The sequence below is a fragment of the Lactobacillus sp. ESL0785 genome (genome assembly GCF_029395455.1).
Taxonomy (GTDB): Bacteria; Bacillota; Bacilli; order Lactobacillales; family Lactobacillaceae; genus Lactobacillus.
Window position 1 is genome coordinate 701,128 of the sequence record NZ_CP113916.1, and the last position, 22,604, is coordinate 723,731.

At 34.8% G+C, this 22,604-nt stretch carries 20 protein-coding genes, 2 tRNA genes and 1 other RNA gene; 16 read left to right on the plus strand and 7 right to left on the minus strand.

The features are described from left to right. The first annotated feature begins 19 nt into the window (after nucleotides 1-19). Nucleotides 20-1,204, plus strand: coding sequence for an acetate kinase (locus OZY43_RS03410; protein ID WP_277165974.1), 1,185 nt, complete (start codon nucleotides 20-22; stop codon nucleotides 1,202-1,204). 60 nt (nucleotides 1,205-1,264) lie between these two features. Further along, nucleotides 1,265-1,632: a transfer-messenger RNA gene (gene ssrA / locus OZY43_RS03415) on the plus strand. Between the two features lie 344 nt (nucleotides 1,633-1,976). Here ssrA and OZY43_RS03420 read toward each other — a convergent pair. The 3 genes from OZY43_RS03420 to OZY43_RS03430 form a co-directional block, all read right to left on the minus strand. Next, entirely contained in the window at nucleotides 1,977-3,641 is a 1,665-nt protein-coding gene (locus tag OZY43_RS03420; RefSeq protein WP_277165976.1) for a DUF4428 domain-containing protein, read from the minus strand. 114 nt (nucleotides 3,642-3,755) lie between these two features. Further along, the gene (locus OZY43_RS03425) at nucleotides 3,756-4,502 is read right to left on the minus strand and encodes a hypothetical protein (RefSeq protein WP_277165978.1); all 747 of its coding nucleotides are present in this window, start codon (nucleotides 4,500-4,502) and stop codon (nucleotides 3,756-3,758) included. Nucleotides 4,503-4,568: 66 nt separating this feature from the next. After that, entirely contained in the window at nucleotides 4,569-4,838 is a 270-nt protein-coding gene (locus OZY43_RS03430) for a S24 family peptidase (RefSeq protein WP_348535302.1), read from the minus strand. Between the two features lie 518 nt (nucleotides 4,839-5,356). On the opposite strand from OZY43_RS03430, the gene OZY43_RS03435 reads away from it, so the two are divergent. The 5 genes from OZY43_RS03435 (at nucleotide 5,357) to OZY43_RS03455 (ending at nucleotide 9,862) form a co-directional block, all read left to right on the plus strand. Then, a complete protein-coding gene (locus OZY43_RS03435; protein ID WP_277165982.1) occupies nucleotides 5,357-5,509 on the plus strand; it encodes a hypothetical protein in 153 nt (50 codons plus the stop codon). Between the two features lie 788 nt (nucleotides 5,510-6,297). Beyond that, a complete protein-coding gene (gene manA, locus OZY43_RS03440; protein WP_277165983.1) occupies nucleotides 6,298-7,266 on the plus strand; it encodes a mannose-6-phosphate isomerase, class I in 969 nt (322 codons plus the stop codon). Nucleotides 7,267-7,296: 30 nt separating this feature from the next. Then, the gene (locus OZY43_RS03445) at nucleotides 7,297-7,692 is read left to right on the plus strand and encodes an SdpI family protein (RefSeq protein ID WP_277165985.1); all 396 of its coding nucleotides are present in this window, start codon (nucleotides 7,297-7,299) and stop codon (nucleotides 7,690-7,692) included. Beyond that, entirely contained in the window at nucleotides 7,689-8,414 is a 726-nt protein-coding gene (locus tag OZY43_RS03450) for a response regulator transcription factor (RefSeq protein WP_277165987.1), read from the plus strand. Before OZY43_RS03445 ends, OZY43_RS03450 begins: the two co-directional genes overlap by 4 nt. Continuing rightward, nucleotides 8,411-9,862 (plus strand): HAMP domain-containing sensor histidine kinase, encoded by a 1,452-nt coding sequence (locus tag OZY43_RS03455; RefSeq protein ID WP_277165989.1) that lies wholly within the window; start codon nucleotides 8,411-8,413, stop codon nucleotides 9,860-9,862. The genes OZY43_RS03450 and OZY43_RS03455 overlap by 4 nt, the downstream gene beginning before the upstream one ends. A 60-nt stretch (nucleotides 9,863-9,922) precedes the next feature. On the opposite strand, the gene OZY43_RS03460 is transcribed toward OZY43_RS03455, so the two are convergent. Together OZY43_RS03460 and OZY43_RS03465 are read right to left on the minus strand one after the other, a co-directional pair. Continuing rightward, nucleotides 9,923-10,783: an SPFH domain-containing protein gene (locus OZY43_RS03460; RefSeq protein WP_277165991.1), complete on the minus strand. Its 861-nt coding sequence runs from the start codon at nucleotides 10,781-10,783 to the stop codon at nucleotides 9,923-9,925. A 35-nt stretch (nucleotides 10,784-10,818) separates the two neighbouring features. Continuing rightward, a complete protein-coding gene (locus OZY43_RS03465) occupies nucleotides 10,819-13,011 on the minus strand; it encodes an LTA synthase family protein (protein ID WP_277165992.1) in 2,193 nt (730 codons plus the stop codon). Nucleotides 13,012-13,157: 146 nt separating this feature from the next. Here OZY43_RS03465 and OZY43_RS03470 point away from each other — a divergent pair, with 146 nt between their 5' ends. The 5 genes from OZY43_RS03470 (at nucleotide 13,158) to OZY43_RS03490 (ending at nucleotide 17,740) form a co-directional block, all read left to right on the plus strand. Next, entirely contained in the window at nucleotides 13,158-13,781 is a 624-nt protein-coding gene (locus OZY43_RS03470) for a VanZ family protein (protein WP_277165995.1), read from the plus strand. A gap of 80 nt (nucleotides 13,782-13,861) precedes the next feature. Then, the gene (locus OZY43_RS03475) at nucleotides 13,862-15,205 is read left to right on the plus strand and encodes a glucose-6-phosphate isomerase (RefSeq protein WP_277165997.1); all 1,344 of its coding nucleotides are present in this window, start codon (nucleotides 13,862-13,864) and stop codon (nucleotides 15,203-15,205) included. A gap of 134 nt (nucleotides 15,206-15,339) precedes the next feature. After that, complete coding sequence (locus tag OZY43_RS03480; RefSeq protein WP_277165998.1) at nucleotides 15,340-15,870, plus strand: ECF transporter S component; 531 nt, start codon at nucleotides 15,340-15,342, stop codon at nucleotides 15,868-15,870. Between the two features lie 67 nt (nucleotides 15,871-15,937). Beyond that, nucleotides 15,938-17,323, plus strand: coding sequence for an MFS transporter (locus OZY43_RS03485; protein WP_277166000.1), 1,386 nt, complete (start codon nucleotides 15,938-15,940; stop codon nucleotides 17,321-17,323). A gap of 231 nt (nucleotides 17,324-17,554) precedes the next feature. Then, nucleotides 17,555-17,740 (plus strand): hypothetical protein, encoded by a 186-nt coding sequence (locus OZY43_RS03490; protein ID WP_277166002.1) that lies wholly within the window; start codon nucleotides 17,555-17,557, stop codon nucleotides 17,738-17,740. 37 nt (nucleotides 17,741-17,777) lie between these two features. Here OZY43_RS03490 and OZY43_RS03495 read toward each other — a convergent pair whose 3' ends face one another. Then, the gene (locus OZY43_RS03495; RefSeq protein WP_277166004.1) at nucleotides 17,778-18,788 is read right to left on the minus strand and encodes a serine hydrolase domain-containing protein; all 1,011 of its coding nucleotides are present in this window, start codon (nucleotides 18,786-18,788) and stop codon (nucleotides 17,778-17,780) included. A 98-nt stretch (nucleotides 18,789-18,886) separates the two neighbouring features. On the opposite strand from OZY43_RS03495, the gene OZY43_RS03500 reads away from it, so the two are divergent. The 3 genes from OZY43_RS03500 to OZY43_RS03510 all read left to right on the plus strand — a co-directional run bounded on the left by OZY43_RS03500 (nucleotide 18,887) and on the right by OZY43_RS03510 (nucleotide 20,433). Then, nucleotides 18,887-18,958 (plus strand) — tRNA-Glu (locus OZY43_RS03500). A gap of 10 nt (nucleotides 18,959-18,968) precedes the next feature. Further along, nucleotides 18,969-19,040: transfer RNA gene (locus tag OZY43_RS03505), tRNA-Gln, on the plus strand. 760 nt (nucleotides 19,041-19,800) lie between these two features. Then, nucleotides 19,801-20,433, plus strand: coding sequence for an aldo/keto reductase (locus tag OZY43_RS03510; RefSeq protein ID WP_277166006.1), 633 nt, complete (start codon nucleotides 19,801-19,803; stop codon nucleotides 20,431-20,433). 54 nt (nucleotides 20,434-20,487) lie between these two features. On the opposite strand, the gene OZY43_RS03515 is transcribed toward OZY43_RS03510, so the two are convergent. Then, the gene (locus OZY43_RS03515) at nucleotides 20,488-21,840 is read right to left on the minus strand and encodes a Mur ligase family protein (RefSeq protein WP_277166008.1); all 1,353 of its coding nucleotides are present in this window, start codon (nucleotides 21,838-21,840) and stop codon (nucleotides 20,488-20,490) included. 150 nt (nucleotides 21,841-21,990) lie between these two features. Here OZY43_RS03515 and OZY43_RS03520 point away from each other — a divergent pair, with 150 nt between their 5' ends. Further along, complete coding sequence (locus OZY43_RS03520; RefSeq protein ID WP_277166010.1) at nucleotides 21,991-22,590, plus strand: thymidine kinase; 600 nt, start codon at nucleotides 21,991-21,993, stop codon at nucleotides 22,588-22,590. The last annotated feature ends 14 nt before the right edge of the window (nucleotides 22,591-22,604 follow it).

The window sequence follows — 22,604 nt, forward strand, 5'->3', positions numbered from 1 at the left end:
GTATGGAGGAGTTTTGTTTATGAAAAAAGTTTTAGCAATCAACTCAGGGAGTTCTTCTTTTAAATATAAGTTATTCGCTTTGCCAGAAGAGAAAGTTTTAGCTGAAGGTCTTGCTGACCGTGTTGGTATTGCTGGCTCATCATTTGAAATTGAATTAGCTAATGGTGAAAAGCATAAAGAAGAAATTGCAATTCCTGATCAAGAAACAGCTGTTAACTTACTTCTTAAGGCACTGAAAGAATATCAAGTAATTGCTGATTTAAGTGAAATTGTTGGTGTTGGTCATAGAATTGTTGCTGGTGGTGAAGAATTTACTGATTCTGCCATTATTGACGAAGAAAAATTGCAAAAAGTTTATGATTTAAAGGAATATGCTCCGTTACATAATCCAGCAGAAGGTAAGGGCATAGAAGCTTTTATGAAATTACTGCCTGGTGTACCAGAAATCGGCGTATTTGATACTTCATTCCACCAAACTTTAGATCCAGTACATTATATGTACTCAATTCCTTATAAATATTACGAAAAATATGGTGTTCGTAAATATGGTGCTCATGGTACTTCAGTTCGTTATATTGTTGGGCGTGCAGCACAGATGCTTGGCAAAGATGCTAAAGATTTGAAATTAATTGTTTGTCATTTGGGCTCAGGTGCTTCAATTACTGCTGTTAAGGATGGCAAGTCATATGATACTTCAATGGGCTTTACACCGCTTGCGGGTATTACAATGGGTACACGTTCAGGTGATGTTGATCCATCTGTTTTGCAGTACATTATGAATAAAGATCAGATTGATATTAACCAGATGATTAATATTCTAAATGATAAATCTGGTTTGCTTGGAATTTCTGAAATTTCTTCAGACATGCGTGATTTAGAAAATAATACTGACTCTAAGGCTAGTCTTGCTCGTGATATTTTTGTTGACCGGGTAATCCAATATGTTGGTTCATATGTTGCTGAAATGAGCGGCGTTGACGCAATTATCTTTACTGCCGGTGTTGGTGAACATGACAGTAGTGTTCGTGAAAACGTCATGAAGGCATTTGAATTTATCGGTTTGGATCCAGACTTTGAAGCTAACAAGTCTAATGGTGAGAAATTCATCTCTAAAGACGGATCAAAAGTTAAGGCAATGATTATCCCAACTGATGAAGAATTGATGATTGAACGTGATGTTGTTCGTTTAGCTCACTTGAATTAATTAATTGAACTTTATTGATCGTATGTCGATGTGAATTATGCTATAATTAGAGGGTCTCAAGGGGATGTTTTGGGATTCGACAGGCGTAGATTCGCATTGACTGCGATTTGTAGGTCACGTCTACATTAAAACGTCACAGAACTTTAACTGCAAATAAAGAAAATTCTTACGCATTAGCTGCTTAATTTAAGCATAATGCCTTGCCTAGTGCTGGATTACTCACGTCTAGTAATAGGTATCAAATTAGTGAGTTACGTTTAACTACCTCATCTGAATAGTTAAAAAGAGTCCTAAGCAGGTTAGCTAGTTCATCCTAGCCCTGTTATATGGCGTTTTGGACTAGCGAAGTTCAAGTAATATAACTATGATCGTAGAGGTCAGTGACGGGATGCGTTTGGACAGGGGTTCAATTCCCCTCATCTCCATTGTGTGTAAAAGAAGCCTTGATTTATTGAGGCTTCTTTTTGATTTTGCTAATTTGTACGGTCTTAACAACTTTAACTTCACGTGCTTGCTTTACCATGCAAAATTGTGTACTGACACATCAGTATTTGTTATGCCAACTCCTATAGTCCCTATTAATTTTTCTTTTTTCATTCTCCCTTGTTAATAGTGTAATCTTTGATATGGGAATCTCTTTTTAGCATAATTTAAACCCTACTTAATTTATGTTAAAATATTCCTATCCAAAAGGGCATAGTATCCCTATGCAGTATTTGGGGATCGATTAAGAATAATGTGTGGTAGCTGAGTTCTTAATCGATTTTTTTGTTTACAGATCTAATAATTGCTTCTTCTTTGCATCGTATTCTTCTTGGGTAATGAGGTGGTCATCTAATAGATTTTTGTATCTGCGTATTTCTGTTGGAACGTCAGTTGGCGCAGCAGGACTTTCCGGTTTCTGTGCTTGCCAACTATCTAAAATTGCAATGACATGGTTTAAATCTGAATATGCATGTCTAACAAAAAAGCCGTCTGCCTTATTATCTTTAGCGTTTAAGAGCTCAACATCAATACTGCTACCATCAGCTAGGTTAATAATTACGCCTAGCTCATCGATATATTCATTCATTTTGCCGCCAGTGGTACCTGCAATAATGGCACCAGGTGTGCCAGCAATGATTGCACCAACAGCAGCGCGAGTAATTGTGTGGTGCTTAGTTCTGTCATGACCTTTTTCATTGACGTGATATGAAACGATGTCATCGGCATCTGCACGAAATTCTAAACCATGAAACGCTGTATTAGTATAAATTTTTTTCTTTTTAAGATTGAAACGATAGGCACCATACCAAACAGATTCTGCCTTTAATTCCGCCTGTTCTTGCTTGCGTTTTTGCTTTGCGGCCTGCTTTATTTGCTTTTGGTGCTCTTTCTCTGCTTGCTTTATTTGCTTTTGATGCTCTTTCTCTGCTTGTTTTATTTGCTTTTGATGCTCTTTCTCTGCTTGCTCTTTTTGTCTTTGTTGATCCATATCGAATTCAATATCAGTAAAATCTTTGCCTTGATCAATGTATAATTTCAAATCATTAATTGTATGTTTAGAAGCCCAGTTAATAGGTTTATTGATTGCTGAAAATTTATATTTGTATCTGCAATCTGCGCAAATATAGGAAGAGTCTTTAAATTTTAAAGAAAAATCACTACGATAAATATCCTGATCGCAAAGTGAACATTTTGCTATAGGTGGAAAACTGTGCTTTTTAGGGGTAGGGGCAACTTTCTTTTTAACATTTTGTAATTCTTCTAGATTATTAATTAGACTTTGAATTTCTGTGGCAGTTTTAGTTTGTAAAAATTCACGTATTTTTTTAGGATCAGTATCTTTATAAAAGTTACCTTTTTCGAAGCAGCTGTCGCAAATTACGCCATCTTTTATAGGATGCTCAATACTCCAAAAGCCTAGTTCTTTACCGCAAATACCACATTTGTTTGTTTTATCTTGTGATTTTGATTCTTGTTTTTCGTTCTGCTTATCTATTTCTAAAGAGATATCAGAAAAATCTTTACCTTGGTTAATGTATTTTTTAAAATCATCAATCGTATGTTCAGAAGCCCAACCATGTGCTTTAGCAGCTTTATTCTTAGCTGCACAATCCATACAGATGTAGGTAGAATCTTTGAATTTCAAAGGTTCATCAACTTTGTAAATATCTTTACCGCAAAATGAACATTGTGCTATAGGCTGATGAAAGCGATGACTTACAGGAGCAACTTTTCTTTTGATAGCTTCTAACTTTACTGGATCATTAATTAATTCTTTAACTTCTGCAATAGTTTGATTGTTTAGAAACTTATTCATGTGTGCTTGATTAGCACCACCATAAAAATTACCTTTGTTAAAACATGGATAGCAAATCACACCATTTTTTACGATGTGCTTATTATCCCAAGGGCCTAATTCTCTACCACAAATACCACAATTCTTTTTAGCCATGATTAAAACCTCCTTCTTTTGTGTTAAAATAAATTAAACGCATTAATAGCGTAGTATTTCGATAATCCATTAAAAACTAAGTTTGCTGACGGAGTTTTTAATGGATTGTTTTATTTATTTTGCAGTTAATTTAATTGACTGTAAATCAGTATTTAATACTTCACCATTAGTTAAGTCAGCGGAAATTTTTGTTACTTGACCTGAATCCTTATCAGCTTCGGTACCAAGTATCTCATTAATATCATCTTCACCGTTATCCGAAGAAATATTTCCACTACCTTCTACTGCTGTGATCAAATAACGTCCAGGTTTAATATCTTTACCTACAACCCAGTTTCCTGCACTTAGAGTGGTTTGAAAAGAACGTTTGTTAGGAGTAGGAATAAACTTTGTTGATTCGATTCCATCAATCTTTATTTTTTCGTCTTTTGTTAAATCAGCTGTATATGAAGTTACTTGTCCTTCATCATTGTCTACGGATGTACCAGCTATAACATTGATTTCTTCATCATTTGATTCATTATCAGATTGCAAATTCCCACTACCTGAAACAGGTTGAATTGTATATCTACCAGGTTTAATATCTCTACCAACTTTATACGTTCCTGCACCTAAGGTTACAGCTTTAGCTGTATTCTTTTCTACAGAAGGCTTAGAATCATTTGTTTTGCTAGATTTGCTGGTATTTGAAGAATCTGAAGCTGATTTACTCGAATTTGAATCATCATCTGAACCAGAAGACATTCCACCAATAAGAAACAATGCAACAACAACTATTAAAAGCCAAACCCAAAAGCGTTTATACCACGGTTTCTTTTGCACATATGTATTTCCATTTTCATCTTTAATTTCCTTAGCCATTATTATTAGCTCCTTCAATAAAATATTGCCGTAGGTTTAGTGTCACTGGCTTTGTGGACATAATAATTAAAACCTCCGTCTTGATTCAATAACTTTACCTAAAATTCTACCTGGATTTTCTTTGTTTAAAAGAATAGGGCTGTAGTCAGTATTATCAGGCATTAATAAGATCTGCTTGCCCATATGTTTAACACGCTTTAGAGTAGCTTCTTCATTGTCATCTACTAAGACTGCGGTAATTTCGCCGTCCTCAACTGTGGGCTGCTGCTTAATAAAGACAGTATCGCCAGAATTAAGTGTCGGTTCCATTGAGTGCCCCCTTGCACCGCAAAGCAAAAATTGTATCGTCCTTAGGATGATTAACAAAATACATTGGTACATACCCATCAATATTTTGTTCTGCCAATATGGGAGTTCCACAAGCAATTGTACCCATACAAGAGGACTTGACGAAGATCATCAGGATCTATTTTGACAGCAAAATTAGGTATAGTTTTGTGATTTTCTACAAGATCAACTTTAGAAATACCGAAATAATTAGTCATCAGTTCTATTTTATCAATTCTTGAATAATTAATGCCTTGAAGCCAAGAAGATACAGTACTGTAACTCATACGTGTTATTTGAGCTAATGTTGTTTTCAGCTATTACATGCATGTTTCCTAAGTCTAAAACTTGCTATTTTCTTATATAAATATAATTATATATTAAAAAAGCGCTTTTTTGAAAGTAAAATCATAAAAAATATATTTTTTGTTTCAAATTACAATTTAAATATAGAAATAAAAAGACATGATGCAGAAATTAATAAAGAAGACTTTGATTTTACGAAGGAATCCAAAAGTTGTCTCGTTATGAGTGGTAATGGAATTAAACGCAAATATAATGACTATGCCTTAACAATCGACGTGGTAAAACATGATTATCACGACATCGGAGGTAATGGTTCTGGAATAAAGTTAATTGAACAGGCAGCTAAAAAGGCTTATTTTGAAGTCAGTCTATAAAAAGATGAAAGATAGCTAATTGTTTACTAGTTGTAGTTAAAATTAGTTAGAACAACTTTGGTTAAGATAAATGTTAATTCTGCTAGCTATTATGTAATAAACCATTAAATTTAACTAATAATATTATTTTATAAATATAAATAATAAACAAAGACTTTATCAGAGAATCGCGTCGAACGAAGCAAATATTTTGTTATCATGCTCATAATTATAGGTTATTGTATTTAAAAAAGTTTATTATTTAATTTATTAAAACAAAAATATTTTTATTAAATAGCGAGTAAAACAGCTAAGCTTTGTAGTTTAAACTAATTTATGTATTAATTAAAAAAATACTGTAAATAAAAAATAATGTGCTATAATATACATAGGTTATATAACCTGTATGTATAGTAATGAAAGAAGGTAGTACAATGAAAGACTTTATTTCAAAAATTGTTGAATATATTCTTGATTTCTTTAAGACTATATTTAATAGCTTTGATGGTTTGCTTAAATAATTAAAAAGTCTTGTAATAATTAGATTTTATAAGATATTTTTTAATTATATTAAGGAACTCTATTATATAGAGTTCCTTTTTTTGTTTGAAATTAAGTAGAGCAGAATATTCTATAATTAGTAATTAATTCTGCTATTATTCTAATAATAAAATATTTTAAGGCTAAACTATTACTTATAATTTTTATATATGTATGGCTATTCAAGATTTTATTAATATACTTTGTTATTTTAAAAATAGTTTCTATTTTAGCGGTTAAAAGTTTAAACTAAACATGAGGTGATATTAATGAAACCAATTTTTTTAACGCCATATTTTAGACCTAAAATTTGGGGTGGGCGTAAGCTAAAGACAATTTTTGATTATGATATTCCTGATGGTAAAGTCGGTGAAGCATGGATTATTTCTGGCTATAAGGATGATGCGTCAACAGTTAGCACGGGACCACTTAAAGGTAAAAGTTTGCGTACTGTTTATCATGAATATCCTGAACTATTTGGCAAGCCTAAGACAAAAGAGTTTCCGTTATTGGTTAAATTTTTAGATGCTAATGATAACTTATCCGTTCAAGTTCATCCAGATGATGCGTATGCTGCAAAAGTTGAAAATGATAGTGGCAAGACCGAAAGCTGGTACGTATTACAGGCAGATCCAGGTTCATATTTGATTTATGGTCACACCGCTAAAACGCGAGAAGAATTAGCTGCTATGATTCATAACGGTGAATGGGATAGATTATTGCGTAAAGTTCCAGTTAAAGCTGGTGACTTTTTCTATGTACCATCTGGAACAATTCATGCTTTGACAAAAGGAATTATGGTAATTGAGACGCAGCAATCTAGTGATGTAACATACCGCTTGTACGATTATGATCGAATTGATGATCATACAGGTCAGAAACGGGAGCTGCATACACAAAAGTCAATTGATGTTACTACTGTGCCGCATATTGATCCTAAACTTGATTTGCAAACTAAGAGAGAGCAAGATGCAGTTATTAAAACATTGGTTGCACCGCCGTTATCACCCCATTTTTATTTGTGGCAAATTGATTTAGATGGTCAATGGCAAACAAGTCTCAATAAACATCCATATCTACTAGTTTCAGTAATTTCAGGGGTAGGAAAGTTGCAAATTACTGACCAAACATATACTTTGAAATGTGGAACTAATTTTATTATGCCAAATCAGGTGAAGAATTTTAAATTCCTTGGTAGAATGAAAACAGTAATATCTGCTCCCGGAAATCAAGATTAAAGTTTTATAGGAAGATAGAAAGGAAAAAGTATGATTTATATCGCTTGTGGTGCAATTCTTGTAGTTATTGGAATTTTATGGCTAATTGCACCAGCTAATAAGCCTAATCGACTTTATGGTTATTTTTCATACTTGGCTCAAGTTAACCGTGCAAGTTTTCACTTTGCTCAAAAATGGGCAAGCTGTTATTTTATTGTTTTTGGAATGATCCAATTACTAATAGGAATTGGTATTCATTTTTTAAACTGGGATCGCTATTTTATGGTTTGGTTACTTACTTTCTATTTCTTTATTTTGTTTCCAATTATGGCAACAGAGAAAAGTTTAAAAAGTTTTTTGCTTAAACGAAATGAACTACCGCCTGATTATGTAGATCCTGATCAGGTAAAGCACGAAAGAACTAAGGGATTCAGGGATCGAAAATGAAAATTTTAATGGTTGAAGATGATAATTCTGTTGCTGAAATGATGGGCATGTTTTTTGCAAAAGAAGGTTGGCAACAGGACGTTGCAGTTGATGGCGAAGAAGCTGTTAAGATGTTTGCGGCAAATCCAGGTAAATATGATTTAATTACATTGGACCTTAATTTACCTAAAAAAGATGGCATTGAAGTTGCAAAAGAAGTTAGGGTAATTTCGCCTACTGTTCCGATTATTATGTTAACGGCACGTGATAGTGAGGCTGACCAAATTTTAGGTTTAGGCGTTGGTGCTGATGATTACGTGTCAAAGCCTTTTAGTCCATTAGCCCTGATTGCTCGAATTAAGGCATTACACCGCCGAATTATGATGGAAGATAGTCAAAAACAGTCAAAAAAGCAGGTAAATGAACCTGCTTTTGATGTTGTAACAACACATATTAAAATTTCAAAAGCCCGTCGAGAAGTTTTGTTTGATGACCAACAAGTTGCTAATATAACACCTAAAGAATTTGATTTGTTGTATACAATGGCCCAAAAGCCGCATCAAGTTTTTTCACGTAGTCAATTACTTGAATCAGTTTGGGGCTATGATTACTTTGGCGAAGAGCGCACGGTTGATGCTCATATTAAAAAATTGCGGCAAAAATTAGAAAAAGTTGGAGCTAACGTTATTCAAACCGTGTGGGGAGTTGGCTATAAATTTGATGATTCTCAGGTCCAAAAATGAAACTGATTTATCAACATATGCTTAGCTTTTTATTGATTATTATAACTATTGTTTCAATTGTTGGTTATGCGCAAATTAACTGTGTGACGCAGCAAGCTTATTCACAAAATTATCGGCGTATGGAAGATTATGCTAATTCTTTAGGCGATTTGGCAGATACTGATAATCAAGATGGCACAGTCATGCTTAATTCGGAATTTTTGAATCAGTTGCAGTTTATTTTGCGTAGCGATGACCTTCACTTACGCATTTTTAATGATCGTGGGATGCAGATTTATCCAGAAGATAAACGAAAATTACATTTAGCTGATGATGTTTATCAGGTCTTGCGTCAGGGGCAAGAAATTCGGGTTAAAAATAATAATGATACACATACGTACTTGGGACCAACCAAGGATGATTTCACTGGCGTATTGGTCCCTTGGATGAATAATCATAAAATAATTGGGGCAATTTGGCTGGGCTCACGAGTTAAAGTTGTTGAACAGCCAATCGTTACAGCCAAAAAGCAAATAATTAATGCCTTGATTGTTGCCTTAATTGTTGGTTTGATTCTTAGTATGATTTTGTCATATTATTCAACGAGTAAAATTAATAAATTATCACGAGCAACTAAAAAGGTACAATCGGGAAATTTTAATGTTCAATTAAAGCATAAAGGCAATGATGAAATTGATCAGCTGGTTGCTAGTTTTAACCAAATGGTGCGGGCGCTAAAGAAATCCAATCAGGAAATTAAGCTGCAGGAAAAGCGACGGGATCAGTTTATGGCTGATGCTGCGCACGAAATGCGTACGCCATTAACGACAATTAATGGTATTTTAGAGGGCTTGCAATATGATGCAATTCCAGAAGAATCTAAACCTAAGTCAATTGCATTGATGCGGCGAGAAACTAGGCGATTAATTCGGTTAGTTAATGAAAATTTGGATTATGAGAAAATTAGAAATAATCAAATTACTTTAACGAAGACTAAGTTCAATGCTTCTAAGGAACTAGAAGATATTTGTATCCAATTAAAGCAAAATGCTGTTAAGTCAACAGATGAACTCATACTTGCAGTTCCTAAAGAATTACCAATTTATGCAGATCGTGATCGTTTTACGCAAATTATAGTTAATCTCGTACAAAACGCAATTCAATTTACTCATCATGGCAAGATTGTTATTGGTGGTCACAGAGTTAATCATGGAACAGAAATAACGGTTAGAGACAATGGAATTGGGATGAATCAAGAACAAATGAAATATATCTTTGAACGTTTCTTCAAGGCTGATCCTTCACGAGCTCGACTTGGTGGCACTGGTGAATCTGGCCTGGGCTTAGCAATCGTATCTTCACTTATTAAGCAACATGGCGGTCAAATTAGTGTTGAGTCTAAATTGGGTGAGGGATCGCAATTTAGATTTACTATTTTTGATCAAGGTCATGAGCAGTTTGTTAAATAATTAAACAAAAAAAGCACTTCCTGAGTAGATTAAACTCTGAAGTGCTTTTTTTATTTAAAATTATTTTTCTTCTGCGTGGTGCCAAACTTTAGCAGCTGCAGGAATTTTTCCTAGTTCGCTAATCTCATCTTTGTTGACAACGATGAGGTTATTAGGCCCTGCAGCTAGTTGATTGAAACTGTCAAGACTTTGATTTCTGAAGTAGCCTTCACTAGCATTAGCCAAACTAGCTTGGACTTGGTTAATGCGGTAAGCTTCAGCATCAGCTTTGGTTTTAACAGCTTCAGCGTTGGCTTTAGCTGTTGCAATTAAGGCATCATTTTTAGCTTTTGTGGTTAATTCAATATTTTTTGCTTCACCTTCAGCCTTTTCAATTGCTGCAATTTTCTCACGGTCAGCTGTCAATTGTTTATCCATAGCCTTTTGAATTTCGGGACTAGGCAAAAGCTCGTCAATGTTTACTCGAACAACGCGGATACCATAAATATCGGTTAAATCACCAATTGCCTCAGCTAGTTGAGTGTTAATTTTGCTAGTAGATCCTAAGGCTTCGTTCAGGTCCATGCGGCCGATAATATCACGTAAATGACCACGAATTAGCTCAACCATTGACTTAACTGAATCAGTATTGTTGTAAAAATATTTGTATGAATCAGTTACCAAATAATTAAGGGTGAGGCTCGTCGTAATTTCAGCATTATCTTTCGTAATAATTGAATATTTAGAAATTTCAGCTGGGAACATTGCTAATGAGACACGACGCATTTTTTGAATTAACGGAATAATGAAAACAAAACCGGCTTTTACTGTTTTCGAATATTTGCCGAGGGTTTCGATTAATCCTTCATTATTCTGGGGCACAACGCGACAGCCAGCAGCGAAAAAGATAATTAATAAAATTAAAATAATTAGATACAGCATTAACTTACTCCTTCAAAAATTTGCTTTTATAAATTCTAATTATAAGACTTTTTTGAACTTTGGCTAGACTTATTTTTCTTTTCGCTTAAGTGATTGTCGCGCACCGATTCAGGTACGGTTGTAATTTCAGCTTTACGGCCCTGCAGCTCGATTGCATCAGTTTTGTACAGATTGGTGGTTGTCTTGTGCCGTTTACTAATTAAGGCAGTTGACTTGCGGCCAAGTTTAGCTTGAATTCGTTTCATTTGTTGGAAATTTGTTAGGTAATCATATTGGCTAGGATTAACGGGACTAAAACCATCAGGAGTATAGAAACGTAATAAATTATGGTTATTTAATAAGTCAGAATATTTAAGTGATTTCTTAGCTTTTTTGGCTAGTGCAGCTATTTCAATTTTTTCTTGTTTAGTAAAATTGATAATTTGTTTACCTGTTCGCCGCTCATACACCGTTCCTTTTTTACCTTTAGCACCGATAATAATATATTTTTGACTGACAATGGTACCGTTGCGGAAGACTATCCAAGGCTGATATCGTGGTGCTAATAGATCGCTGCCGAACTGAATGTAATCTTGATTAGAAATTCCTAATAAGTGCAAAAGAGTAGGTAAAACATCAATTTCACCAGCAACTTCATGTTTGATTTTACCTTTTAAATTGGCTGCATGAATCATAAATGGCACTCGCTGCATTTGGGCATCATTAAAACTGCTCCAAGTATCAGAACTTTCACCAACAATGGGTGCCAAAGTCTGATTTTCGGAATTAGTTAGGCCATAGTGGTCACCGTAAATGACAACTAACGTATTCCTAGCTAGGCCAGACTTGTTCAAATAATTAAAAAATTCATGTACGGCTTGATCAAGGTAGTGAGCAGTTTCAAAATAATTATTGATAGTCTTATCACTAGTATCAGTAGTCTTAAAATGGGGATCTAAATCCTGTTCATCCATTGAAAATGGTGTGTGATTAGTTACTGTGATAAATTTGGTATAAAATGGCTGTTGCATTTGTTCTAGATACTTGATACTTTCTGCAAATAGTAGTTTGTCCTTGACGCCATATTCTTTTTTGTCATCTTTATCATTACTGAAGTAATTTTGATCGAAGAAGTAGTTATAACCCATATTTTTATAAACATCATCACGATTCCAAAAAGTACCAACATTTCCGTGGAAGACCGCGGACGTATAATTACCGTGATCATGCAAGATTTGTGGGGCCGCTTGAAAAGTATTCGATCCGCCAAGTGCGGTAAACAGCGAGCCGTCAGAAATACCATAAGTACCAGTTTCTAACATATTTTCAGCATCACTGGTACGACCAATACCAACTTGGTGATAGAAATTAGCAAAGCTGAGAGTATGCTTATTGTGATAAAGCGAATTAAGAAAAGGCGTCACTTCGTGACCGTTAACTTTCAAACCGATTAAAAATTGCTGGAAGCTTTCAAGGTGAATGACAATGACATTTTTACCTTTTTCTTTACCAAAATATTTGGGATTAGCGGGAATCTTATTCTTATTAGTAAAACTCAAAATTTTGTTAAGATCAGCAGCATTCGCATTACGATTAACCTGTTCAGTTTGTTCATTCTTAATGCCATCGTAAATGGTGTAGGTGTCAAGTCCTAAATATTTAACAACATAAGCACGGTCAAAAGTATTACGCAAAAGTCGTGGTCTTGAAGATTCGGCCAAAAAAACATTTAGAACCAAAACAAAAATCCCAAATGAAGTAATCGCAAATGGCGTCAGCAGGCCGTAAGATTTTTGATCAATTTTAATCTTATGAGCAATTAATAAGGCAATTACTAAAATTAGGTCAAGCCATAGTAAGATATCCGACGGCTGTAATAGGGAGACGGCACTTTTACCTAAGCCAGGGGCTACTTTGCTAGTATTGGCAATCGTTTTGACCGTAATAAAATCGGAGAACTCCCGGTAATAAAGGATATTAGCAAAGAGTAAACAGGTGTTAGCAAAGTCCATCACTAACATGACGCAGTAAGAAACTATTGGCTTAGGAAAGTAAAAGCCAATACTCAAAAGAATGATTTCTGATCCTAAAGGACTGAGCCACATGATAAGATGCTGGTAGGGATCAGAAATGCCCAAATTAAAGTCGTGATAGGCGGCAAAAATATATTTCACGACAAAAAGCAATACAAGCAGGGTAAAGAAGCCTGCTCGGCTTTGCATGAAACGAATGAGATTTTTCTTTTTCAAATTGAACGCTCCTTTAATAGGTTAATTTTAAAGGTTTAATGAGTACTAGACAATCTTTTCGCGATTATTAGTCTTTTTTTAAACATTTTACAGGATAAAATTAGGTATAATTTAAATGGATTTTATTTTGAGGAATTGAGCAAGACATGATTTTTTTAGGGCCGCTTTATAATTTCATTGCCCAAGCTTGTGCCACGAAAATTAACCACTTTGCGTTAATTAAACTGACAATGTTGGCAATTGATAAGACAATTTTATATTTTTTGCTTTTTGCAGTGTTGCGTTTGTTGTGGCTAATGTTAATTAGACGGCGTAGAACGGTTAAATCTGAGGCTACTGTTTGGTTGTTTGCCTTTTACATAATCTTATTGTTGATGTTGACCACTTTTCGCAACACGTATTTTCCGTGGCAGCTGACTTTTTACTTTAATCGGCCGTTAAGTGAGATTAATTTGGTTTTTCTGAAAGAAACATGGAAACTAATTTATGCACAAAGTCGAGTTGATTTCTTTTACAACTCGTTAGGCAACATTTTATGTTTTTTACCGTTTGGCTTTTTAGTACCGTTTGTTTTTTCAAAAAAACAAACTTTTATTCGTGTTCTTTTAGCAGGAATATTGTTGTCAGTTTTTATTGAGGGGATGCAATTTTTATTAGAAACTGGGGTTAGTGATATCGATGATGTCTTTTTCAATACCTGTGGGGCAGTGTTAGGATATTTAGTGTATTTAGTGTTCAAATATTTACGTGGAAAGTTGAAAAAACAATGAAAAATAGCTGGTATTTATAAAATAAGATTGTTAGAATGTTCTTGTGAAATAAATATTTTATTTAGTAAGGAAGCGTACTTATGAGTTTGATTAAATTTGATAGCACGAAACTGACACCATTTGTTCATCAAAATGAACTAAGCGAGATGCAAGCATTAGTTAATGCTGCTGATAAAGAGTTAAAAGACGGCACTGGCGCTGGAAGTGATTTCCTAGGCTGGGTTGATCTGCCTGTTAATTATGACAAAGATGAATTTAGTAGAATTAAAAAGGCCGCTAAGAAGATTCAGAGTGATTCAGAAGTTTTAATCTGTATTGGAATAGGTGGTTCTTACTTGGGTGCCCAAGCAGCAATTGAGTTTTTGAACAGTGCCTTTTATGGTAAAGGCAAAGAAAAATACCCAACGATTGTCTTTTGTGGTAATTCACTCTCTGGTTCATACCTGCACGATTTAATGGTATGGCTTGGTGATAAAGATTTCAGTGTTAATGTTATTTCTAAGTCAGGAACAACAACTGAAGCAGCCGTTGCCTTTAGAATTTTTAAAGCTAAATTAATTAAGAAATATGGTAAAGAAGAAGCACAAAAGCGGATTTATGCAACTACTGATCGTGTCAAGGGTGCTTTAAAGACCGAATCTGATGCCGAAGGTTATGAAGAATTTGTTGTACCTGATGATATTGGTGGTCGTTATAGTGTCTTATCTGCTGTTGGTTTATTGCCAATTGCTGCATCAGGTGCTGATATTGACCAATTAATGCAAGGTGCAGCTGATGCTCGTAGTGATTACCAGGATACTGATTTAACAAAAGCAACACCGTATCAATATGCTGCTTTGCGTAATATTCTTTATCGTAAAGGTTATACAACTGAAATTGTTGAAAATTATGAACCAACTTTAAGAATGTTTGGTGAATGGTGCAAGCAATTGATGGGTGAATCTGAAGGTAAAGATAATAAGGGAATTTGGCCATCCAGTGCTAATTTCTCGACCGATTTGCACTCACTTGGACAATATATTCAAGAAGGTTTGCGGAACTTGTTTGAAACGGTTATTCGCGTTGAAAATCCAGCAAATGATGTTGAAATTCCATCTGATGATCATAATTTGGATCAATTAAACTTCTTGGCTGGTAAGAGCTTGAACTATGTGAATGAACGTGCTTATGAAGGCGTTGTGTTAGCCCATACTGATGGTGGTGTTCCAGTAATGACAGTTAATATTCCTGATCAAACTGAACATACATTGGGTTACTTGATTTACTTCTTTGAATTAGCAATTGCAATTTCTGGTTATTTAAACGGGATTAATCCATTTAATCAACCAGGCGTTGAAGCGTATAAGCGTAATATGTTTGGTCTGTTGAACAAACCTGGTTATGAAGAACTGCACGATGATTTAACTGCACGTTTTAATAAATAATAGTTACTACTTAGGCTTTACTTTTAACTATAATTGGTTTTTAATTAAATAAATATTAAAAATACGATAATTCACTTAAAATATTTAATAAGTTTTAAGCGTGCGAATATTGGTATTTTAATGAGGTATTGATTATGGCAGGTTATAGTAAAAACAAGTTAACTTTGGGACAACTAGTTTTTTTAGCACTTCTAACAGCATTAAATGTTGTTCTAAGTCGTATCTTAATAATTCCAATTCCGGCTACACACGGTGATATTAATTTTTGTGATACAGGAATTTTTTTGGCAGCCGTATCGTTAGGTCCATGGGCTGGTTTACTGGTTGGCGGTTTGTCTGGCTTTTTGCTTGATTTGCTTTCTGGATACGGTCAATTTATGATTTTTTCACTAATTGTTCATGGTTTAGAAGGATTATTGGTTGGTTTATTTGCCAAGTCAAATAAAGTCAGTAATAACTGGCCGCAGATTATTTTGGCGATAATTGTGGGAATAATTGTAATGGTTATTGGCTATTACATTACCAATTGGATTTTATATTCAACTGCAGCTGGAATTTTTAGTGTTTTAACTAATACGATTCAAGGTGTAGCAGGTGCTATTGTTGCTGTAATTTTGCTGCCAGCTTTGCAAAAAATTTTGGCTCATTATTGGCGATTATCATGACTTAAAGTAGTACTAAAAAAGGTAAAAGCGTTATGCTTTTACCTTTTTTAATAAGGAGGAAATTTTAATGACAGAAAAAGAAGTAACGGTAAAACATATCTTGGCAATTATTAGTTGCGCATTAATGGCCTTTGTATCGATTTTGACAGAAACAAGCTTAAATGTGACTTTTCCTGTGATGATGCGCCAGTTTCATATTGGTTTAGGTCTAGTGCAATGGACGACAACTGGCTATCTATTAATGATTGCAGTAATTATGGTTGCTAGTTCGTATTTGAATGAAAGGTTTTCTGCACGGCAATTATTTTTAACAGCGGCAATTACTTTTATTATTGGCTCTTTACTTGCAGCTAAGGCAACGAGTTTTTGGCTGCTACTTGCGGGAAGACTAATTTCATCATTTGGTGCAGGATTATCAATTCCACTGATGTTTAATCTGGTAGTTGAATTAATGCCGCAAGATAAATGGGGCTTTTATATGGGAATTACGGGCCTAGTAATTATTTTAGCGCCTTCACTTGGTCCAACATTTGGGGGCACGATCGTCTACTTCTTTAGCTGGCCGCTCATTTTTTACATTGTTGCTGTAATTGGAATTGCAATTCTTTTGCTAGGCTTTTTTGTAATTGAACAATATCATGCTAAAAAGCGGCCGCAATTTAATTGGTTAAGTTATGGCCTAATTGCAGCTGCCATGATCGTTTTTAGTTTAACCTTTGATCAAATTGGCAATGGTCTGGCTAATGTTTGGTTTTGGTTGGGACTGCTTATTGTTGCCGTGTTAGTGTGGCTGTTTGTTAAATCAGTTAAGCATAGTCAAAAACGATTAATTAATTTGGCGGTTTTTAAAAATAAAGCATTTATTTATGCTATGATTTCGTATCTTTTGTTGCAATTTATTAACATTGGGACAAGTTTTACGCTACCAAATTATGTTCAAATTGTAAATCATTCTAGTTCACTAATTGGCGGCTTAATTTTGTTACCGGGTTGTATTTTAAGTGGTATTCTTAATCCGTGGTTTGGGCATTTATATGATCAAAAAGGTGCCAAAATGCCGCTGTTAACTGGTGCGACATTTTGTATAATTGCATGTACTTTATTTGCCATCTTTAGTTTGAAAATTTCCACGTTAATGGTCGTTTTGTTTTATGGCATCATGATTATAGGGCGCCAATTAGCTTTTAATAATACGATGGCTGAAGCATCTAAACTGCAACCAGAGGAATTACGGACTGATGCGACAGCTGTTTTTCAAACTGGACAGCAGTATGCAGGTTCACTAGGGACAACAGCAATGGCGGCAATTATTTCTGCTTGGCAAAAAAGACCAGGAAATTATGCTCTGTTAACTGCTCAAGGCAGTAGAATGGCATTTATTGTGTTAATTATTGTAAGTATAATAATCATGTTAAGTTATCTAAAAATGTTCCAACTAGAAAAAGCAAAATAATAATTAAATTACATCATACAGATTTTATTACTTTTACCAGCTGTCATTGATTACTAAAATAAAATATTTTTCGTATGCTTACGCTTGTAAACATTTGATAACGATGCACTTCAAAGAAGTAAATTTGTATAATATTATCAAATCATAATTAAAGAACATAAAAACCGCTTTCAATATTGAAAAAATTAGGTATAATTGATCTAGTTGATTAAGTAAAAGGAGTTTTTTTAAATGATGTGTGATAACTTATTTATCAAAATTATTAATGTAATTATTTTTGGCTTGGCTGCTTACTATACTTTCACTCCGGGTGGAATGATGTTTTCAATGTATTGGATGGCTGGTGGGATGCTGTTCGATGCAGTTGTTGATTTAATTTGGCACTTTTTACCACATAAAAAAGATTGTGAGAAATAAAAAAAGATGGTTTGGATTTTGTTCTAGACCATCTTTTTTAGTTGTCATTTTCAATTAAAAAACTTTGAATAATTTTTTCGCGCATTGCAAGAAAGATTTGATTATGTCCAGTTGGATGGACACGATTAGTCAAGAGAATTAAGCCAGTCTTTTTGATACGATCGAGAAGCATTAATGTGCCAGTGTAACCCGTATGTAAGATGAGTGGATAATGAAATTTAGGATCCCAACGCAGATCCCACCCCCAAGACCGGGGTTTAAGGCCGGCTGGATTTTTGTTTTCAAATAGTTGGCTGACAACGTCCTGACTGAAAGGTAAAATATTGGGGTCAAGTCCAAGATAGCCTTTGCTAATTTTGATTAAGTCTGCCATTGTTGAGAAAAGGCCAGCTGAACCACAATCACTGCCTAATTGTCGGGCTTTAGGGTCATGGGGTATTCCTTGCAGTACTTGTCCGTTATAAAGTGCAGTAGGGACACAACTGCTTTTACTAGGCTTAAATGTGGTCTCAGTAAGACCACCGGGTATTAGAATTTCATTGGTAGCAACTTCTTGAACTGGTTGTTTAAAGATTTTTTTGATAACTAATCCTAATAAAACAAAATTAGTGTCTGCATAACGCATTTTGTGCTCAAATTCATCTGTGACTGGCAAATGAATAATGGCATCAATCAGTTCATCATGGCTTAATTGGTCACGATGTGCAATCCAACCACGAATACCACTTGTGTGAGTGAGTAGGTGAAATAGGCGAATTCGCTTGTCAGTAAATTCAGGAATAAAATCGTGTAGTGGTTCAGAAAAATTTAGTTTGCCTTCTGCGTATAATTTTAGTAAAATATTCTCTGTAGCGATGACCTTGGTTAAACTTGCAAGATCATATTCTGCAAAGGGACTAAGCTGACTTACTTCAGGATAGATACTGGCGAAGCCAACAGTTGAAGTGAAAGTTTGCTTGTCTTTGATAAAGGCGTAATTTACGCCTGGTACAATTCGTTCTGAAACCATTGATTCAATTAGGTTTTGGGTGGTTGAGTAATCAATCATGTAATTTCTATCCTTTACAAAAAATCTTATTATTTATTATAACTAAAAAATGTCTTGACAAGAAGTACTTTTTCTAGCATAATTGTTAATGTTGATTTTGCCCGTTGGTCAAATGGTTAAGACGCCACCCTCTCAAGGTGGAGTTACGAGTTCAATTCTCGTACGGGTGATTTTTATTAATGGGATATAGCCAAATGGTAAGGCACAGGTTTCTGGTTCCTGCATGTTTCGGTTCGAGCCCGGATATCCCAATATTTATGATTTGTCTTAGTTTCAACTAGCCATAAGCGTTGATATTAAGACATTTTTATTTTTTACGATTTTTTGAAATTAACTGAAATCAGCCGAAAAAGCATAAATCGGTGCAAAATTCGGTGCAAATTTTTTGGCAATGATGGATTAATCAAAATATCTTAAAATTGGTATAGTTGAGTGCTGAAAAGTGCTATAATACCAGGTGTTCAGCAATTTAATTATCTATTAGTTTAGATACCTCAAGGAGCCTAAAAAGGCTTCTTTTTTTGTTGAAAATCAGCAATTCGGTTACAACATTCGGTGCATCCCTTTAGGGTGTTAAATTGTTTGTTCAAGTTAAATCGCCGTAAACCTTGCTGGATAACGAAATGTTATTCAGTCGTGTTTTGCGACGGTATTAAAAAATCCTCTGCGTTAACAGGGGATAATTTTAATGACTGCCTAAAGTAATCAGCCTTAGGACTTTTTGAGGTTTAGCCTCATAGAGATCATTCATTTTCAGGCATACTAGCTAACTTAATTTCTTCATGGTTTTGTATGACCAGTTCAAGAAATAACCCAACATAGAAAGGGAGTAAGCAGGTAAAGCTGTTACACTCTTTTATTATAGCAGGCTCAACTAGTTGAGGTACTAAAATGGTGTCTGAAGTAATTTATTGAATTAAAAACTGTATTGATTGTTAACAATATTCTTGGGTTATCCTAATTTACAGGGCTTCCGCCAAAATGACGTGAGCAATTTTTTGTTACAACTAAAGTGGAAGCTAATTATAAGAATTACCAAACGGTTAAAAAGTCGATTGATACATCGCTAGCAAAATTAGATTTGGATTATATTGACTTATTGCTAATTCATGCTCCTGAGCCATGGGCTGAATTTCATGGCACTAATCATTATTTTGCGGAAAATTTAGCAGTTTGGCAGGCAATGGAAGAAGCTGTGCAGGCTGGTAAAGTTCGCTCAATTGGTGTTTCTAATTTTGAAGAGGTTGATTTAGATAATATTCTACAAAATTGTACGATTAAACCAGTAGTTAATCAGTTATTAACGCATATTGGTAATACGAACTTCGAATTAATTGATTACAGTCAGAAAAAGGGTCTCTTGGTAGAAGCTTATTCGCCGATTGCTCATGGAGAAATGATGAAAAATGAGCAGCTAATCAAGTTGGCAAAGAAATATCAGGTATCAATTCCCCAATTAGCTATCAGATATTGTTTAGAGTTAGGAACTGTGCCGCTACCTAAGAGCAGAATTCTTAAACATATTGCCGCCAATCGGAAAGTAAATTTTACCATTTCTCCGGAAGATATGCAGTTACTCAAAGCAATTCCTCATATTAAGGATTATAGTTCTTCAAGCAACTTTCCAGTTTTTAGCGGTAAATAAATTCATATAAATAAAAAGACAGCTCTTGATCATGAGAACTGTCTTTTTTAGCTGTTACATTCCCGCCTTAATAATTTTCTTTTCAGCCATAGTTTTACGTAAGGCTAACAGGGCAGTATAAGTTGATAAAATGTAAACTTTTTTGGTTGGCAGCTTAGCGATTTGCCTGATTAAATCATCGTTGTCTTTAGCCACTGTCATGTTATCAAGGTTGAAGCCAGCGACTTCTAACCTAAAGTGCATGTCTTTACGACGCAAACCGCCAACAATGACGTGCTTAATCTGCTCATGATTTAATTCTTCAAATTGGCCGTCCCAAATCCATGAGGTATCAATCCCATCTGCATGGTTGGCGTTAAGTAGCACAACTAATGAGTAATCATCTGGTTCTGTGTTTAACATGTGCAGTACCTCGTCAAGCCCCACCGGATTTTTAACTAAAATCAAATCAATATCCTTACCAGCATAATTAATTAATTCTTGCCGACCAAAAACTCGTTTGTTATTAGCGAATGACTGTGCAACTTCATCATCATTTAAACCGAACTCACGAGCAACAGAGTAAGCAGCTAGAGCATTATAAATGTTATAAGTCCCACCAATATTGATCGAATAATTTTTGGCTCCCATTTGAAATTCAAGTTTATTCGGTGTTTGGGACGTAATTTGATTTACACTATACTTTAAATCAGGTCTATGGTAGCCGCAATTAGGGCAGAAAAAATTCCCCAGATTAGCATAAATTCGGTCATGAAAGTGAATAACGTGGTCACATTGTGGACATAAGACGCCGTCAGTATTAACTGGGGCCTTAGTATCGTTATCCTTTTGCTCAGAATCCAAATTAAAGCCGTAGAATACTTTCTTATTAGGCAATTTCACTGATGAAAAAATACTGGCATCGCCATTAGCAATAATTGTTGCCTTAGGAGCTAGCTTAATACCGTCGACAATTTTGGCATAAGTTGTATAAATTTCACCGTAGCGATCCATCTGGTCACGAAAAATATTAGTCAAGACGTAATAACTAGGATGGACTAATTCAGTGACCATCTTGACATTAGCTTCATCAACTTCAAGTACGGCAATTTTACGGGTAGCTGCATTTTTTTTGTGAGCTAAGAAGGCAGTTACAATTCCTTGTTCCATGTTCGAGCCTGACGGGTTAGTTAAAATATCACCATATTTTTGCTTTAATGCAGCAACAATTAATGATGTCGTCATCGTTTTACCATTAGTCCCAGTTACAATGACAGTTTCATAATCATGTGCCAGTGCATTCAACACCTGCGGATCAATTTTCATCGCTAATTTACCGGGAAAACTGGTACCGCCTTTTAATACATTATGAAGAAACCAATAGCTTGATTTACCAGCGGCCTTGGCAATTCCTGATTTTAGATTCATCTTTATTTTATCCCTCACTTTAAAATCATTATAACTATAGCATAGCGTCGAGGTGAAAACGAGTTTTCATGACGATTTAACTGCACATAATTCAATTTTCATCTATACTAGTTAAGTTAGGTGAATTTAATTTAAACAAAGGAGCAAAAAATGGCACAATTATTTTTTCACTATGGTGCAATGAGTAGTGGCAAAACGATTGAAATTCTAAAGGATACACACAATTATGAAGCCCAGGGTCGCAAAATTGCTTTGATGACGAGTGGCGTTGACAACCGCAGTGGTGTAGGTGTTGTTGCTTCAAGAATCGGTTTGCATCGAGTAGCTGTGCCGATCGAGCATGACACAAATATCTTCAATTATATTCAAAAACTAAGTGTTGAAGATGAAGCAAATGGTGATGGTCCAATTGCCTGTGTTTTTATTGATGAGGCACAGTTTTTAGAGCGACATCATGTGTTAGAATGTGCCAGAATTGTTGATGAGCTTAAAATTCCGGTGATGACCTTTGGTCTCAAAAATGATTTTCAAAACAAATTATTTGAAGGCAGTAAATACTTACTAATTTTTGCAGATAAAATTAAGGAAATTAAAACAATTTGCCACTATTGTGGTCGCAAGGCTACAATGAACTTGCGTATTCACAATGGTAAGCCTGTTTATGAGGGCGAACAAGTTCAAATTGGCGGTGATGAAAGTTATTATCCGGTTTGCCGTTTTCATTATTTTCACCCAGGAATGGCGAGATAGAGAGGAATAGATAA